This window comes from Cloacibacillus porcorum, assembly GCF_001701045.1.
Lineage (GTDB): Bacteria > Synergistota > Synergistia > Synergistales > Synergistaceae > Cloacibacillus > Cloacibacillus porcorum.
The window spans coordinates 2,278,896-2,295,604 of sequence record NZ_CP016757.1 but is presented as its reverse complement, the minus strand read 5'-3'; the positions used below and the strand labels follow the sequence as shown (position 1 = coordinate 2,295,604).

Genomic DNA, 16,709 nt, shown 5'->3' with positions numbered 1-16,709 from the left:
TGACAGCGAGTCAATGTAATTTTTTGCTGATGAGGAATAATCTATTGCCAACATACCGGCACGGGCGGCGGAAAGCGGAGAATATCAGGGTCGCTTCGCCGGCCTAAGCGGGGCAATGAATAAAAGCCCGTCGTTAGGGGCGGACCGCCTGGTATCTTTATCGTGAGGGTTGGAGGGCCGAGATGTTTATCCCGTCCCAGCCTTAAAATAAAAGCTTGCCATCTGCGGCTCCTTTCTGGTAATATACATGAGCCCTTTACACGGACAGGCGTCTTTACACCTGCCTGAGTTAAGGGAAATCGAGCGCAATAGGCTCAGAATGGAGTGATCGAAATGATCGAAAAGGATAAGAAACAGTCAATTATTGAAGAGTATAAGACACACGAGGCCGATACCGGCTCCACAGAGGTGCAGGTGGCGGTCCTCACGGCGCGCATCCGCGAACTCACGGAGCACATGAGGGCGCACAAGAAGGACTTCCACAGCCGCCGCGGACTCCTCATCATGGTCGGAAAGCGCCGCAAGCTTCTCCAGTACCTCAAGAGGAAGGACTTCATGCGTTACCAGACGCTCATCCAGCGCCTCGGGCTGCGTCACTAATCAAAATCACGCAAAAATTAAAAGATTTGCATGGCGAAAGGTATATCCTTTCGCCATTTTTTATATTTTTGTGCTATTCTTCTAATGTTGAAGATAAAAGGTAGGAGGAAGAAAATGAAACGGATTTTTGAACTGGAACTATACGGCAAAAAGATGTCCTTTGAAGTGGGACGTCTTGCGAAGCAGGCGAATGCCGCGCTGCTTGCCAGGCATGGAGATACTGCGCTTCTCGTGACGACGGTGCTCGCGGAGAAGGCGCGCGAGGGACTTGACTTTTTCCCTCTGCTTGTAGACTTTGAAGAACGCTACTATTCCGCCGGCAAGGTGCCGGGCGGATTCATAAAACGCGAGGGACGTCCCTCTGAGACGGCGATCCTCAGCGGACGCATGATCGACCGCTCGATACGTTCCCTCTTCCCCGAGTGGATGAGGAACGACGTCCATGTCGTGTCGACCGTCATGTCCGTCGACCAGAAAAACCCCGCGAATATCCTCGGCATCAACGGCGCGTCACTCGCGCTCGCGATCTCCGACATTCCCTGGAACGGCCCGATAGGGGCGGTGCGCATCGGCTGCATCAACGGCGAGCTCGTCGTGAACCCCGATGAGACGGACATCCCCAACAGCACGCTGGACCTTGTGGTCGCCGGCCACAGGGGCGGCATCACGATGGTCGAGGCGGGAGCGAAAGAGGTCTCCGAGGACCTTCTTGTAGACGCCATGGAGCTCGCCAACGAAGCGGTCCGCAAAATAGTGGACTTCATCGACGGCGTGGTCGCCGAAATAGGCAAGCCGAAGGCCCAGCTCCCCGCGCCCGCAGTCATCGAAGAGATAGACAACTGGGTGAAAGACAACCTCACCGACGAAATATACGAGGCGGTACAGATCAACCAGAAGCAGGCGCGCGGCGCGGCGATCGCCGCGGCCCAGCAGAAGGCCGAAGACCAGTTCGCCGAAAGCTATCCCGATTCGTCAAAGTATATCGCCTCGCTGATGGACGAAATGGTCAAGAAGGCGGTCCGCAAGCTGCTCGTTACGGACAGAAAACGCGCCGACGGACGCGCGATGGACGAGCTTCGCCCGATCACCTGCGAGGTCGACATCCTGCCGATGACGCACGGTTCGGCGCTCTTCACACGCGGCGAGACCCAGTCATTGGGAGTCACCACCCTCGGCATGATCGGACTTGACGATCAGATGATGGACGGCCTCAAGCTTGACGAACCCTCCAAGAGATTTATCCTGCACTACAACTTCCCGCCCTACTCGGTGGGCGAGGTGCGCCCGATGCGCGGCCCCGGACGCCGCGAGATCGGCCACGGCGCGCTGGCGGAACGCGCGCTCCGCGCCGTATTCCCCGACGACGAATCATTCCCCTACGTCGTGCGCCAGGTCTCCGATATTCTGGAGTCCAACGGCTCCAGCTCGATGGCCTCCGTATGCAGCGGCAGCCTTTCGATGATGGCGGCTGGCGTGCCGGTGAAAAAGGCCGTTGCCGGCATCGCGATGGGACTCATCGCCGATGGCGGGCAGATCTGCATCCTCACCGACATCCAGGGCCTTGAGGACCACTACGGCGACATGGACTTCAAAGTCGCCGGTACGCGCGACGGCGTCACCGCTCTGCAGATGGACAACAAGGCCGGCGGCATCACCCGCCAGATACTGACGGACGCCCTCACGCAGGCCAAGAGGGGCCGCTTCCAGATACTAGACATAATGGACAGCGCGATCGCTGCTCCGCGTCCCGACCTCGCCCCCACCGCTCCGAAGATCGTCACCTTCAACATCGATCCGGAAAAAATCCGCGACGTCATCGGTTCCGGCGGAAAGACGATCCGCGGCATAGTCCAGCAGACCGGCGCCAAAGTCGACGTCGAAGACAGCGGCAAAGTCAGCGTCGCGGCGGTCAACGACGACGCGGCCCAGATGGCGGTTAAGATCATCAAAGACATCGTGCGCGAGGTAGAGGCGGGCGAGACATTCGTCGGCACCGTGACAAGAATGCTCTCCTTCGGCGCCTTCGTCGAAGTGCTGCCCGGCAAAGAGGGGCTGCTCCACGTCAGCGAGATCAGCAACTACCGCGTGCCGACGATCGAGGAGGCCTTCGAGATCGGCGATAAAGTGATCGTGACGGTGAAAGAGATCGACGACATGCACCGCGTCAACCTCAGCCGCAAACGTATACTTGATAAGCTTGACGAACTTGCCCTCGATCCTGTGTTCGCGGAGCAGGTGCCCGCGGAAAAGGCGCGCGAAGAGAGATACTCGCAGTTCCCCAAGGGCGGCGGCGAGCGCAGAGACGGCGGCGGACGCGACAGAGGCGACCGTGACCGCGGAGACCGCGGCCATGACCGTTCACGCGGCGGCAGCTCCGACGGCGACAGACAGGGCCGTCCGGCGCGTCGTTTTGAAAGAGACCGTAAGAACTAAAAATGGAAAAGATGACCGTGAAGGTTAAGGCGGCCGGAGGGGTGACCCTTCCCGCCTACGCGACCCCCGGCTCCTCCGGCATGGACATCCGCGCCAATGAGGCCGCCGTGATAAAGGCCGGAGAGCGCGGCTGTGTTGGCACTGGGCTCTACCTTGAGATGCCCGAGGGCTGCGAGGCGCAGGTGCGCCCGCGCAGCGGCCTCGCCCTCAAGCACGGCGTCACGGTGCTCAACACCCCCGGCACGATCGATTCGGATTACCGCGGCGAGATACGCGTGATCCTCGCGAACTTCGGCAAAGAGGACTTCAAGATTGAGCCCGGCGACCGTATCGCGCAGATGGTATTCGCCGCCGTGACGCAGGTCGAACTCGAGGCCGCGGCGGAGCTCGGCGACACGGAGCGCGCGGCGGGAGGCTTCGGCAGCACGGGGAAGAGATAACGGTTTATAACGACTGACCGGACTCGTTCCGAAGCTGATTTTTCGCATTAAATAATAGCCCCGCGCGAACAGGTTTTTATCTGGACGGCGCGGGGTTATTTTTATGCGGCGAAACGGCAATGTACGGTGCCAGGGACCGCCGCCGCTGAGTTGGTGTGCTCTGGAAGCGATATACGACCTTGACAAAAACGCCGCAGAGCGGTATAAACGCAGATGTTGAATTGCATACCGCAGCGCGATGAAGGGGAGAGTAGAGGCCCGTCGGCGTCACAGAGAGGGAGCCCTGTTTTACAGAGCTGGAAGGTTCCCGGCGTCAGAGCTTTGAAGACCACCCCGGAGCGGATGTCGAAGCCGGGAGGATAAGATATCAGGGTTGCGCCCTGTACAGCGCGTCAGAGGGCCCTCAGGGGTCGAATTGGAGTGGAACCGCGGATGATACAGGCCGCCTCCTGAATTGTTTCAGGGGGCGGCCTTTTTGATTACTAATAAGGAGGAATATATGATGGCACATTTTTCAACACCGGAGGGTAAAAGCTACGAGGCGGAGAGCGCGACAGTGCGCCAGCTGCTTGACATATGGCATTTGAAAAAGGCGATCGGGGCCACGGTCGGCGGCGAGCCCGTGGACTGTGACAGGGTATTCGCGGAGGATACGGTCTTTACGCCGCTCTTCCCCGACGGCGAGGAGGGGCTTCACCTTCTGCGCCATTCGACGGCGCATCTTCTCGCGCACGCCGTGCTGCGCCTCTATCCCGAGGCGAAGTTCGGCATCGGCCCCGCGATAAAGGACGGCTTCTATTACGATATCCGCTTCCCGAAGCCGATCTCAGAGGACGACCTGCCGAAGATCGAGGCCGAGATGCGCCGGATATCGCAGGAGAAGATCCCGCTGGTACGCAGCGAGCTCTCCAAAGAGGAGGCGGTGAAAAAGTTCTCCGCGATGGGCGAGGACCTCAAAGTCGAACTCATCGAGGGCATAGAGGGCGAAACGCTCTCCGTATACGCCGAAGGGGACTTCGTGGACTTCTGCCGCGGCCCGCACGTACCGCATACCGGCTGCTGCAAATTCTTCAAGCTGCTTTCGCTCGCGGGGGCCTACTGGCACGGTGATGAGAAAAACGAAATGCTTACGCGCATCTACGGGACGGCCTTCGGCTCGGAGGACGAGCTCAAGGCCTATCTGCGCCGCCTGGAAGAGGCGAAGGCGCGCGACCACCGCAAGCTCGGCAAAGAGCTTGACCTCTTCTCAATCCATAACGAGGGGCCCGGCTTCCCCTTCTTCCACCCGAAGGGCATGGTCATCATGAACACCCTGCAGGCCTTCTGGCGCAAAGAACATGTGAAGCGCGGCTACGTGGAGATCAAGACGCCGATGATCCTTGACCGTTCACTGTGGCTCCAGTCGGGCCACTGGGACCACTATAAAGAGAACATGTACTTTACGGAGATAGACGAAGCGCCGTTCGCCGTGAAGCCGATGAACTGCCCCGGCGGCATCCTCGTCTACAAGAACGACATCCACAGCTACCGCGAACTGCCGCTGCGTATGGCGGAGCTCGGCTTCGTCCACCGCCATGAGCGTTCCGGCGCGCTGCACGGCCTCATGCGCGTGCGCGCCTTTACGCAGGACGACGCGCACATCTACTGCACGCCGGAGCAGATAAAAGACGAAATAAAGGCGATCATGGAGCTGGACCGCTACGTCTATCAGGACGTATTCGGCTTCAAATACTATGTGGAGCTTTCCACGCGCCCCGAGGACTCGATGGGCGACCCGAAGCTCTGGGAGCTCGCCGAACAGTGCCTCAAAGAGGCGCTTGAGGAGACCGGCACGCCCTACAAACTCAACCCCGGCGACGGCGCCTTCTACGGCCCGAAGATCGACTTCCACCTCGAGGACTGCATCGGCCGTACCTGGCAGTGCGGCACGATCCAGCTCGACTTCCAGATGCCGGAGAAGTTTGACATGACCTACATCGGCAAGGACGGCGCGGAGCACCGCCCCGTCATGCTTCACCGGACCGTCCTCGGCAGCCTTGAGCGCTTCATGGGTATCCTCATAGAAAACTACGCGGGCGCTTTCCCGTACTGGCTGGCCCCCGTGCAGACCAAGCTGCTGCCCGTAGCCGCCGAATACCTGCCTTACGCCGAAGAGATGGCCAAACGGCTCAAAGAGCAGGACATCCGCGTGGAGATCGACGCGCGCGACGAAAAGCTCGGCAAGAAGATCCGCGACGCGCAGATTCAGAAAGTTCCCTACATGCTCGTCATCGGCGCGAAAGAGGCCGAAAACGGCACGCTCGCCGTCCGCGAACGCTCAAAGGGCGACCTCGGCGCGATGACATTCGAGGAATTTCTCGCCCAGACAAAGACGGAATTCAACCCGCTGTAAAAACACACGCCATATAAACAAGAGAAAGAGCCGGGGGCTGCGCGCCTCCGGCTCTTTCTCCTGTCTGAGATAAACGTAAAAAACTATACTTCGCCGCCCGCGCGGTGCCCCTATGCCTTGGATATTCCTGTCAGCTGCTGTATTATGTCCTCTTCGACCTTCAGTATCACCGTGTGGCCCTCGAAGCTGCCGGTGTAGACGTTGTAGCCGACGCCGTTCTCCACGCTGTGGAAGGGGCTCGCCTCCCACATGCCGTCGGACGAATCGTTCAGCACGTCGGAGAGCGACACATGGTCCGCGTTGTCGCCGTTTATCGTCAGCGTGTTGCGTCCGTCCGTCATGTCGAAGACATCCTTCGCCGTGATATTCGCCAGCGAGTGGTCGCCGTCGCCGAGGTCGAAGCGCTCGATATTCGCGATCTGCGAGGCCGCGCCGTCGCTGAAATCAATCACGGAATCTTCGTGGGCGAAGGTCAGCGTATCGTCGCCGAGGCCGCCGTCGTTCAGCGCGTGCGCGTCGTAGGCGAGGGTATTGTCGTAGATCTCGCGCGCGACGTTGAGCGTCACCGTCTCGTCCGGCGTCGCCGCGTTATGGTCGAAGTCGCCCGTCGCCGTATAGGTGTAGTGCGAGCCGTCGGCGGAGAGCTCCGGCGCGCCCCAGGGAACGTCGGAGGCGTCCGCAACCGATACGTCGTCGATATGGGTCCCCGTGATCGTCAGCTCATGCGAGCCGCCGGTGACGTTGTAGACTCCGAATGGGTCGACGTTAAAGAGCGACTGCGCCGTATCGTTGGTCATATCGATGGAATCCAGCATCGAGCCGGAGACGGCGGAGAAGTCTAGCGTTCCCTCCGTGCCGATGGAGAGCGGCGCAGAGCCGTGAATGCCGTCATACATTGAGCTGTCGCCGTAGTCCGTGATACTGTCGGGCATGACCGCAGCCTCGTTGGATATTGGCGCGAAGGCCATCGCCATCATCAAACTCGCCGTATCTATGCCGTTGCTGATGGTGACGTTGACGTCGCCAGCTACTTTGATCGTCGCGCCGTCGTTCGTATAGACGCGGTAGCCGTCGACGATATTACCACCTTCCCATCCTTTTGAAAGCGCGATTTTGTCGCCGGCGTCGCCCCTGATCAGCAGCTTATTGTTGCCGTCCGTCATATTCTTCACCGCCTCGGCGGTGAGGTTTGCCAGCGTATGGTCGCCGTCGCTCATGTCGATGATCTCGATATTTTTGATGTCGACCGCGCTTTTGAAGTCGATGTTGTTTTTGCCGGAGTTGGCCGAATCCCGGAAGTTCGCCATATAGAGGGTGTCCCTGCCCTCCAGTCCGTCGTAAGAGCCTTCGCCTCTGTAGATGATCGTGTCGTCCTTATCGCCTGGCGCGGCGGCGTCGATGATGAAATCGATCTCTTTTGGTGGTTCCCCTTTCGAGATGTCTTCCGCTAAGATATTTCCATCCTTATCCAAAAGCACGTCCGTCGTGGAGACGGTTATCTCGGCCTTTCCCGTTCCGGAGGCGCCGACGAAGGTGATTTTTCCGAGATTTTCATACTTGATACCAGTCATGACGTAGCTGTTGGAGGTTTCGTCGTAGCTTATACGCGCGCCGTCGATCAGCGCGCCGTCCTCGTAGAAAGAAACGCCGTCTCCCAGTCCCTTAACGGCGATGTTTACCGTCTCCGAGCCGTCGGTGTCGACCACGGTCCCGTTGATATTGAGCGACACCGCCTCTCCCTCCGTGCCGATGGAGCGCGTGGGGTTGAAGTCCGAAATGCCGTCGGCGACTGGCTTTACCGTCACCACAAATTCATCGAAAACGGGGTTGGTGATAGGGAACTTATCGGACTCGCCCGATATCACGGTGAGCGTGAGGTGTTCCACACTGCTGTAATTGTCGAGAGACTGGATGAATATGTGCGGAAGCGTGCCGTCAGCCTTGACGTCGACTGACCAGACATAACTTTCCGTCGCTTCGTCGAAAATCTTTGAGGCGATGACGGCTTTTGACGGGTCATCCGAATCATCGTACAGGACGATGAACTTTTCCGTATCGGAGAAGCCCTTTATGATGGCGCTGTAGGCCTTTTCCGAGCCGTCCGTATCGATGAGGCCGGACTTTTCAATGTCCAGTTCAAAGATGGCGTCTTCGCTGCCGCTGCTGTCTTTGACTGTAAGCTCATATCCGCTGTTTTGTGATTCGACTATAAGGTCGAGACTGCCGCTGGCGGATTCCGGATTGGCCGCGCCCTGCTCCTGCGAGGTCAGGCTCGCGGTGACGGTGATCTTTCCCGAACTATACTCGGCGGGCTGATATTTGAACGTCAGGCTGTCGCCGCCGTTTACGCCGCTGATGACGTAATATCCGCCCTCGGCGGTGAGTTCGCTGCTGCTGCCGTCCGCGTTCTGGAGGTATATCTTATCGCCGCTTGCGGCACCGTCCACCTTGAGATAAAGTTTGTTGCCCACGACTTCACCGAATTTGCCGTCGTTCCCGCTGCCGATATCAACCTTAAAGGTCAGTGTGCCGTCTTTGCCGCCCTGGTTTTCCGGCATAGTGTCAATGTTATCCACGGCGGATACGGTGATCTCCATCGGATCAGTCACCGGGGTTACTGTGGGATTTAGCTGCTCTGGGCTGTCACTATTACGATCCGGTGTTTTACCGTCGCCGTTCATATCCCATCCATATGTATGCCACGACAGCGACAGGCCGAGGCCGTCGCCTCCGTTGTTGTCGTTGTTGTCGTTATAGTTATCGGGCAGCTTTACCAATATCTGTTTCAGGACGTCGTTGATCGTGTCGTTGTCTGCGTAACCGCTGATAGTATATGAACCGCCGGTGATTACGGTACCGTTTATCTCCGTGCCCTCCGGCAGGCCGCCGACGGTTATCTCGAAGCGGTATTCGCCGCTGGATTCTACATTATGATCGGCGTCTTCTGTGAATTTCACGGAGAAGAGGTTGTTCATCGTCGTCAGCGAATCCTCAATAGTTCCCTGCCCTTCGGTGAGCTGCAGGTAAGGAGCCCCGATATCCGGCGTTACTCCGGGTCCGCCTTCGAAATTGACCTGAAGATTCCATGTTATCGTAGTGCTACTGTCTACCTCTTCCCCGTATATCGTCTCTCCGGAGCCATGTTCAAGAGTATCCTGCGTGACGGCTTTGATTGTGATAGGTATCTCATCGCCGCTCTGGTGCAATAACTTGATGTTGCCGGGGTCGATTGTAAATTTGATGTCTTTAAGTATTTCATCGACGCTAGTAAATTTGTCGCTGTAATTTATTATCCACAATCCGCCCTCGGTGCCGCCCTCGGCGTCGCCCATATAGGTGGCCCCTTCGACCTTGACCCCGTCGGGCACGCCGTTTATCTCAATCCTGACGAGCTGTTCGCTGCCGTCGCGGTCAGCGCCGTTCACGCCATCGGTCGGGGTATTGACGTGCGTACCTATCGTGACTGATTCCTTATTTCCATTCCAGGTGACATTGAACGTCGCGGTGTATATCCCGTCTGAATTTGAATCCGTTATTGTGGCGCTGCTGTCCTTAAAGTCCACGTTGGCTAGGTTATCCAGGCTGGACGTGTCGGAGACTGGTTTGACAGTTACGGAATATCCGCCGTCGAGGTTGAATTCTTTCGTAACGCCGTCAATGGAGGTAACTGTATCGCCGTAATGTGAATCGGTGACGCCATACCGCACCTCTATGCTGCCGTCGCCGGACCAATTGGCGCCGCCCTTGATATGAATGCTGTTGATGGCGCCGCCCTCCAGTTTGTAATAAGTATCGTCGTTAACCGTCGTCGTGGTTATTCCGTCGACCTTGTCTGCCGCGTCCTGCAGCGCTGTGTCTTCGCCCGCCCCCTTGTAGTAGAGGGTGAAGCTGCCGTCCTCGATGTCGGAGGCCTTTATCAGGACATAATCTAGCGTTTCGTCGTTGTCGCCGTTCTGGTGCACGATGTCGAAATCCATCTTCGTGAGGGTGTCTTCGTCCGCGAAGACGCTGCTCGTGATTGTCGCCTCCGGCGTCGGCGTGACATTGATAGTTACATCGGTCAATTCTGATTTATAGGAATTGCCGTCGTTCTCCGTGCTGACCGCCTGCGCCTTAAAGACGATATCGCCGCTGAAATTTTTCGGCGTCGTGATGATATCGCCGTCCGTAGGATTGGTGACGAGCCATTCCCTGCTCTCGCCCTCGCCTCCGAGGAAGCGCACGTTGTCGCCCTTGACGGAGAAGCCGTCCTGCAGGCCGGTGATCTTGATGGTCACGCTCTCTGAATTATCATAGTGGTCATCATTTTTTGTGTAGAGGCTACTGATGGAAATTTCACCGTTTTCCGCCTGCGCCTCGGTGTACGATACCCCCTCGTATTTCGGGCTGGTTATAACTTCGACGTTGTCCGCCACGCCGACGACGTCCACGTGGAGAATAATATCTGAGATCGAAGATGATATGTCGTCTCCGTCGGTGGTGAAGCCGCTGACCTTGAGGTCGAAGTCTTCGTTGCTGTCCAGCGGCGGCTTGATCTTGATGAAGAACTTGCCCTCCTGAAAATCCTCCATTGTAATACTGTAGGAGGTAATCTTTCCTTCGCCGTCCCTGACGGCGGTTATCTTCACTCCCGTGTCGGGTGAAAAAGTATCTCCCGTCATTTTATACTCGACGCCGTTGTATTTTATGGTCGAGCCAACGGGGATATCCTCCACCGTGATGGTAGCCGACTCGTTGCCGGCGTTGAGTATCGGGCGGATATCGAGCGCGGTTTCCTTATTTATAAGCTCTCCGTCCGCGTTATACTCGCCGCCGAAGGTGTCCTCGTATATCTTCGCCTGCGATACGGTGATCGTCTCCAGGCCGTCCGCGACGGGCGTGACATGCAGAGTGAACGAAAGCCCGTCGCTATTCGCCTTCGGCTCCGCCTCCGGCGAATCGTCGTCACTGTCCACGGCCTCCGCCGTGACCGTGATGGTCATATCGCCGTTGAAATCTTTGGGCGGCGTGATTTTCAGGCTTTCCATAAAAGAGCTGAGGTCGCTGCTGTCGATCTCCTGGGAATCGAGTATTACTTTGCCGTCGCTGGCGGTGACGCTGTTGACGACGGTCCCCTCGGCGAGGCCGGATATTGTGACGGTGTACGTTTCACTGTCGTCGGTGTCCGCCGCGGAGCCGGTGTCGGTCAGCAGAGTGTTGGAGATATTCAGCGTGCCGGAGTCCTCGTCCATTACGATGGTCGGATTGGCGTCGTCGCCGCCGCTGGTGACGCCGTCGGTTACTTTATTTCCATCGCTGTCTGTGAGCGTCAGGCCGTCGTCCTTGATGGCATTGTCGATGGCTGTTTTTGTGACCGTATCGTCGCTGCCAAATTTCAGGTCGGGCGTCGCGTCGGTTACGGCTTTGACGTCTACGATGACATCTGTCTCGGAGCCGTCGGATATAAATTTGTCGTTGGCGTCTTTCAGCGGGAATCCGTTGTCGTCCGTCTCGTAGCTTGTCGCGCCGAGTTTTATCACGATATTCTCTCCGCTGTTCGCCTCCTGCTGGATTTGGAGCTTTTCGAACTCGCCCCGCGTGAGCTGCACGACATTGGCGCCGCTGAGACCAAGATCGGTATAATGCAGCCCCATATCCAGTTTGACATCGTTGCCGACGATGACGATCTTTATTTCGCCGTTGGTCGACTTGTTGAGGAGGGTGCCGTCGGCCTTATAAATATTTGCGTCCTGTATGTTGCTGATCGTGATATATCCGAGCCGCTCGGGATGGTCGCCGGGGGCGTTGCCGTTAAGGTCTACGTTGTCCGTTATCTCCGGCAGTTTCAGGTTGAGGTTTATTTTCGTGTCCTCGTCGCCCGACGGCGTTGGCTTGGTCGGATCGTTCTGCTCTTTCCACGTAGGCTCGTCGGCCACCGGAGTTACGGTGATTTGGAGAGTGCCCGTGTTTCCGTAGCTGTTGGTGTAGGTGATGGGGGGGACTTCGCCGCTGAAATTGTTAAGGGCTTTAAAGCTATAATTTCCATTGGCCTCTATCTTTATCTTGCCAATCAACTCTTCGCCTATCTTTACATCCACCCAACCATCGTTTACGCCTGTCGCAGGTACGTTGTGAGAAGCGCCGTCGTCTCCTATTTTAAATGACGTGATGTGTCCGTCCGAGTCGTCGTTATAGAGCAGATTCTGGTTGCTCTGATTAATGGCTCCGGAATGGCTGGTCTCGGTCATGGTCAACGTGTCGTTCTCTTCCACGATGCCGGTGTCGGGAGCCGGATTGCCGTCCTGGTTGGACCCTTTGATTGTGATTGTTATCCATTCATCGTTGCTTGTTTTGTTGCCCGCGCCGGAATCATCGGTAGCCTGTACCCTATATTTCAGAATCAGCGTTTCATTGTTATGTAGATAGTTGAACCGCTCGTCGCCGCTCTCGAACGTCCAGGTGAACTGATGCGAGTGAGTGCCGTCCGAGGTGGTGAAATCAACGTTGGAGAGCGAGAGCATATCGTAAAGCTCTTTTCTGGTAGAGATAAGTCCGGCCTGCTCTCCCTCTATCTTAAAGTTAGCATCGTCTATGCCGAGTTTTGCGACGGTCACCTTGTCCCCGAGATCAACGTCGGAGAGGGTCAGCGTACCGCTGGCCTCCGGGGTGCTAGCTGACGGGACTATATCTAATTCATATATGGGCGCCTCATTTTCGTCGGTGCCGACGATCTTCGTTATCTTCGGAGCGTCGTTCGTGCCGTTTATGGTTATCGTCAGATTCTGTGTTTTCTCGGGAAGATCGCCGTCTTTGACGGTAACGGTAAATATCTCTTCCAGTTTGCCGTCGTGGCCGAGCTGCTGTATCTTGTCGGAGCTGTTATCGAGCGTGTATGTGTAGGTACCGTTCGGGTTCAGATGCAGCTTGCCGTATTTGCCCACGATCTCCGTTCCATCGGCGCTGACCGCGGTATCGCTTCCCGATGTGCTCTCTTTGGCCGTTATCTTCCAGTTGCCCTTGCCGTTGAAGTCGGGGTCGCTGTCGTTCTTAAAGAGGTCTCCTGTCGTCGTTGTCACTTCGGGACGGCTGTCGTCGAGTTGGCCGTTGTCCTCCGTCACCGAGTTTGTGTCGTTCGTAAGTATGGGCGCGCTGTTTGTGCCGGTGATGGTTATCGTCACGGTCTGTGTATCTGTGGAAATATAGTTGCCATCCGCGTCTGTCTCCACCTTCTGCCCATCGTCGGCTTTGATGGTATAGGTGAGAGTCAGCGTCTCGCCCTCGTTTAGGAAAGCGAATTTTTCACCGCCCGCGTCGAATTTCCACGTGATGTTTCCATCCGAACCTGTTTCAGTGCCGGTAATTATCTCATCGCGAGAAGCAAAATCAGAATCTGGGGAACCAGTATTTTTTATCCTCAGCATTTCCAGCAATTTTGATGGATCTTTGAGAAATCCTGCTGCCTGCAGTTGACTCAAATTGTATGTACCGCCCACCTGTATACCGCTGATCGCTGCCGATACTTTATCGGCGGTGTCGGCGTCGGTAAGGGTCAGCGTACCGGTTGATTGTAAAAGTTCGCCCTCGGCAAAAGCTCCTTCGGCTAAATCTTTGCCTTCCACTACCCTTATATCTGGACTGTCATTGCGGCCTGCGACGTTTACGGTTATCGTCTGATCGACATAACCGCCATGTCCGTCTTCGACCCTTACGATAAATTTGTCTTCCGCAGACTGGCCCTTTTGCAGCGCCTGCGTGTCGTTATCGTCGTTGTCGAGGACGTAATGATATTTTCCATCAGGCGATATCACAAGTTTTCCATATGTGCCTGTGATTTCCGTGTCGTTGGCTGTAACTTCCGTGCCGTTGACCTCTGTGACGGAGAGTATATCGTGCGCGTCCGCGTCCGTGACGCGTCCTGTTATTATATTGGCGTCCTTTGTGGCTTCGGTCGTGACATCTTCAATAACGTCGTACTTAACCTCTGCGGTCGTATTTAACGTAGGCGCGTCGTTCGTGCCTGTGATGGTGACGGTGATCTCGTGCGTGTCGGTCGACATTTCATTGTAAGGGTCGGATGTATTGCCGGCAATGTTGTTTTTGTCGTCGGCCTTGACCGTGTATTTCAGCGTAAGCGTCTCACCATCGGCGAGGAAGTCGAATTTGTCGTTTGCCCCTGCGTTGAATTTCCAGTTGAATTGTTTGCTTGTCTCCGTATTGGAGAGTATGTCTTCTGTGGTCACGGAGAGCATATTTTTCAGCGCCTCTTGCAGGCCGGCTGGCAGATCGCCGTTGTAGGTGTAGCTGCCGTCGATCTCCACTTTATCGACCGTCACGCCGACCTTGTCGCTGACGTCCACGTCGGTGAGGGTGAGCGTGCCGCCCGCCGAACCGTCGGCGATGTTTGCGTCGTTCTCATCGTCGAAGGAGATAGAGTAGCTGTCTCCGTTGCCGACGCTTATCACGGGGCTGTCGTTGCTGCCGGTGACCGTCACGACGATATCTTTGGTAACTGTGGCTCCGCTGCTGTCTTTTACTTCTATCGTGTATGTCAGCTTGACCTCTTCGTCGACGGCGAGGTAGTCGAAGGTCTTGTCGCCGGTGTTGAAGGCCCAGTTGATCTTTCCCTCCGTCGTGGTGTCCGTGAGTCCGCTGGTTTCAGCGGTGAACATGCCAAGAAGCTCCTGCTCGTCCGGGATATGGCCCGCGATGTCGCCGGATCCGGATACTTTGACACCAGTAACGGTCGTGCTCACCGTGTCGGAGATGTCGGCGTCCGTTACCGTCATGGTATTGCTTGCCGTGAGGCTGCCCGAATCCGTCTCCCTGACGCCGCCATCCGCCGAGTCGCCGTCGCCGAGAGAGATGACCGGAGCGTCGTTGGTGCCGGTGATGGTGATCTTGATGTCGTGCGTGGCTTCCGCGCCGGAGCCGTCGGTGGATTTCACCTTGTAGGTGAGCGTGAGCTTTTCGCCGTCGGCGAGGAAGTCGAATTTGCCGTCTCCGCCCGCGTCGAAGTGCCAGTCTATCTTGCCGTCCGTAGAGCTGCCGTCAATCGAGCCGTTCTCGATCGTCAGCATGTCTTTCAAATCGTCGACGGTAAGGCCGCCGGGAAGGCTGTTTTCAGTATAATTGCCGCTGACGGTGAGGGAATCCATTTTTTCGGTGCCAACGGTGTCCTTCACGTCAATGTCGGCGACGGTCAGCGTGCCGTCCTGCGAAAGGGTATCGCCGCCCGTAAAGTCGTGTCCGTCGCTGTCGCCCGCCTCCATCGTTATCACCGGCGCGTCGTTAGTGCCGGTGATGTGAATGGTGACGGTCTCCGTCTTTATGTTGTGCCCGTCTGTAACAGAGACGGTAAATTCATCCGTCGCCTTTTCATCCGCCATGAGCTGCTGGACGTTGTTATTCTTGTCTCCGTTCGTGCCGTCGTTCAGCGTGTAGGTGTATGTCCCGTCGCTGTTTACCGTCAGGCTTCCGTATTTGCCGGCGATCGTCTCTCCCGCGTTCACTGTCGTTGTCGTGCCGTCGCTGAATTCTATTTTCGTCACTGCCAGCGTGTCGGTTTGATCGGGGTCGCTGTCGTTGGCCAGAATGTTGCCGGTGACTTTTGAGGTGTCGTCGTTGTCAAAGGAGCTGCCGTGCGGAAGTCCGGTGTTGGTGTCCGGGGCGTCTTCCGTGACGTATCTGACGTCGTCGGTGAGCAGCGGCGCGTCGTTTGTCCCGGTTATAGTGATCGTCACGGTCGCCGTTTCGGTGTTGCCGGCGGCGGTGGTGACGGTGTATTGGTAGGTGTCGGTCAGCTTCTCGCCCTCCGCGAGCCAGTCCGTTTTCGGGGTATATTTGACGGTGCCGTCCTCGTTTATCGTAACCTCGCCGTATTGTCCCTGCGTCACATCCGTCACCTTCGCGCCGGGGAGGTCGGCGAATTTGTCGTTCGCGAGGACGTCGGTGTCGACGGAGGAGTGTTCTGTGACGCTGTCGCTGTCGTCGACGGTGTCGTCGACGGGGCTGACGGTGACGTCGACCTCGCTTTCGTACGTGCGCCCCGCCTGGTCGGTGACGGTGACGGTGATCTTGTCGCCGCCGTGGTAATCGGCGTTTGGCTGGTAGGCTATTTTCCCGTCGATTATCTGCACGGTACCGTACTGCGCGGAGGCTCCCGTGACGGTGAGCTGTAATCCCGAGGGGATGACGAAGTTTTCCAGCGGGTCGATGACGACGGGGACGTCTTCGTCCGTCATCGCCGCGGTGCCGGTGGTCTCCGGCATCGGAATGGTATCCGCCGCGGGACGTACGGGCTCGAAGCGGCTTTCCTCGCCGCCGCGTCCGCCGCCGTCGAAGGGGAAGCGCGGGTCTTCGTAGGATTTTACCTCCTGGATGATGGAGACGTTGTAGTCGTATTCTATCCTCGGGTTCAGCGAGGCGCGTCCCTCTATCTCTCTAGTAACGTTGACGTCGCGCGCGTAGCTGAGGTTTATGTCGCCGCCGTATTCGGTGCGCGTCATATTGACGAACGAGTGCATTTCGCTGACGGTGTCGCTCTTGCTCTCGCTGTCGGAGGGCAGCGGCAGTTCCTCACCGTCCTGAGGTCCTTCAGCGGCCGATTCTTCCGCCGCTTCCGTGTCCATTGCGAAGAGCGTGTCTCCCGGTTCTATTAAAACGTCGCTGAATAGAACGGCGCCGGAGTTTTCTCCAAGCTCCATCGGTATGCCGTTTTCGTCCTCGAAACGCACGGAGGCTCCGGTTTCAGTTATTATCCGCGTTCCGGCCTCGACGATGTCGCCGGTCTGCAGCTTTATTTTGCCTCCGTCAGCATCCAGCCGGTAAACTTCTCCCTCTGCCTTTGTCACGATCTGTTTTGCCAT

General features: G+C 57.1%; 5 protein-coding genes. 4 read left to right on the top strand and 1 reads right to left on the bottom strand.

The window, feature by feature from the left end; translation table 11 throughout:
* The first annotated feature begins 333 nt into the window (after positions 1-333).
* The 4 genes from rpsO to thrS all read left to right on the top strand — a co-directional run bounded on the left by rpsO (position 334) and on the right by thrS (position 5,865).
* Positions 334-600 (top strand): 30S ribosomal protein S15, encoded by a 267-nt coding sequence (gene rpsO, locus BED41_RS10285; RefSeq protein ID WP_066745670.1) that lies wholly within the window; start codon positions 334-336, stop codon positions 598-600.
* 114 nt (positions 601-714) lie between these two features.
* Complete coding sequence (locus BED41_RS10280; protein ID WP_066745667.1) at positions 715-3,033, top strand: polyribonucleotide nucleotidyltransferase; 2,319 nt, start codon at positions 715-717, stop codon at positions 3,031-3,033.
* A gap of 2 nt (positions 3,034-3,035) precedes the next feature.
* A complete protein-coding gene (dut, locus tag BED41_RS10275; protein WP_066745665.1) occupies positions 3,036-3,473 on the top strand; it encodes a dUTP diphosphatase in 438 nt (145 codons plus the stop codon).
* A 502-nt stretch (positions 3,474-3,975) separates the two neighbouring features.
* Positions 3,976-5,865 carry a threonine--tRNA ligase gene (thrS, locus tag BED41_RS10270; protein ID WP_066745662.1) on the top strand — a complete coding sequence of 630 codons (1,890 nt, stop codon included), beginning with the start codon at positions 3,976-3,978 and terminating at the stop codon, positions 5,863-5,865.
* A gap of 110 nt (positions 5,866-5,975) precedes the next feature.
* Here the strand turns inward: thrS and BED41_RS10265 are convergent, their stop codons facing one another.
* Positions 5,976-16,709: a VCBS domain-containing protein gene (locus tag BED41_RS10265; RefSeq protein ID WP_066745660.1), complete on the bottom strand. Its 10,734-nt coding sequence runs from the start codon at positions 16,707-16,709 to the stop codon at positions 5,976-5,978.

Bases quoted from the DNA above. Each gene is read 5' to 3' on its own strand.
- dut (WP_066745665.1), top strand. From the start codon at position 3,036: ATGGAAAAGATGACCGTGAAGGTTAAGGCGGCCGGAGGGGTGACCCTT.
- BED41_RS10280 (WP_066745667.1), top strand. From the start codon at position 715: ATGAAACGGATTTTTGAACTGGAACTATACGGCAAAAAGATGTCCTTT.
- thrS (WP_066745662.1), top strand. From the start codon at position 3,976: ATGGCACATTTTTCAACACCGGAGGGTAAAAGCTACGAGGCGGAGAGC.
- BED41_RS10265 (WP_066745660.1), bottom strand. From the start codon at position 16,709: ATGGCAAAACAGATCGTGACAAAGGCAGAGGGAGAAGTTTACCGGCTG.
- rpsO (WP_066745670.1), top strand. From the start codon at position 334: ATGATCGAAAAGGATAAGAAACAGTCAATTATTGAAGAGTATAAGACA.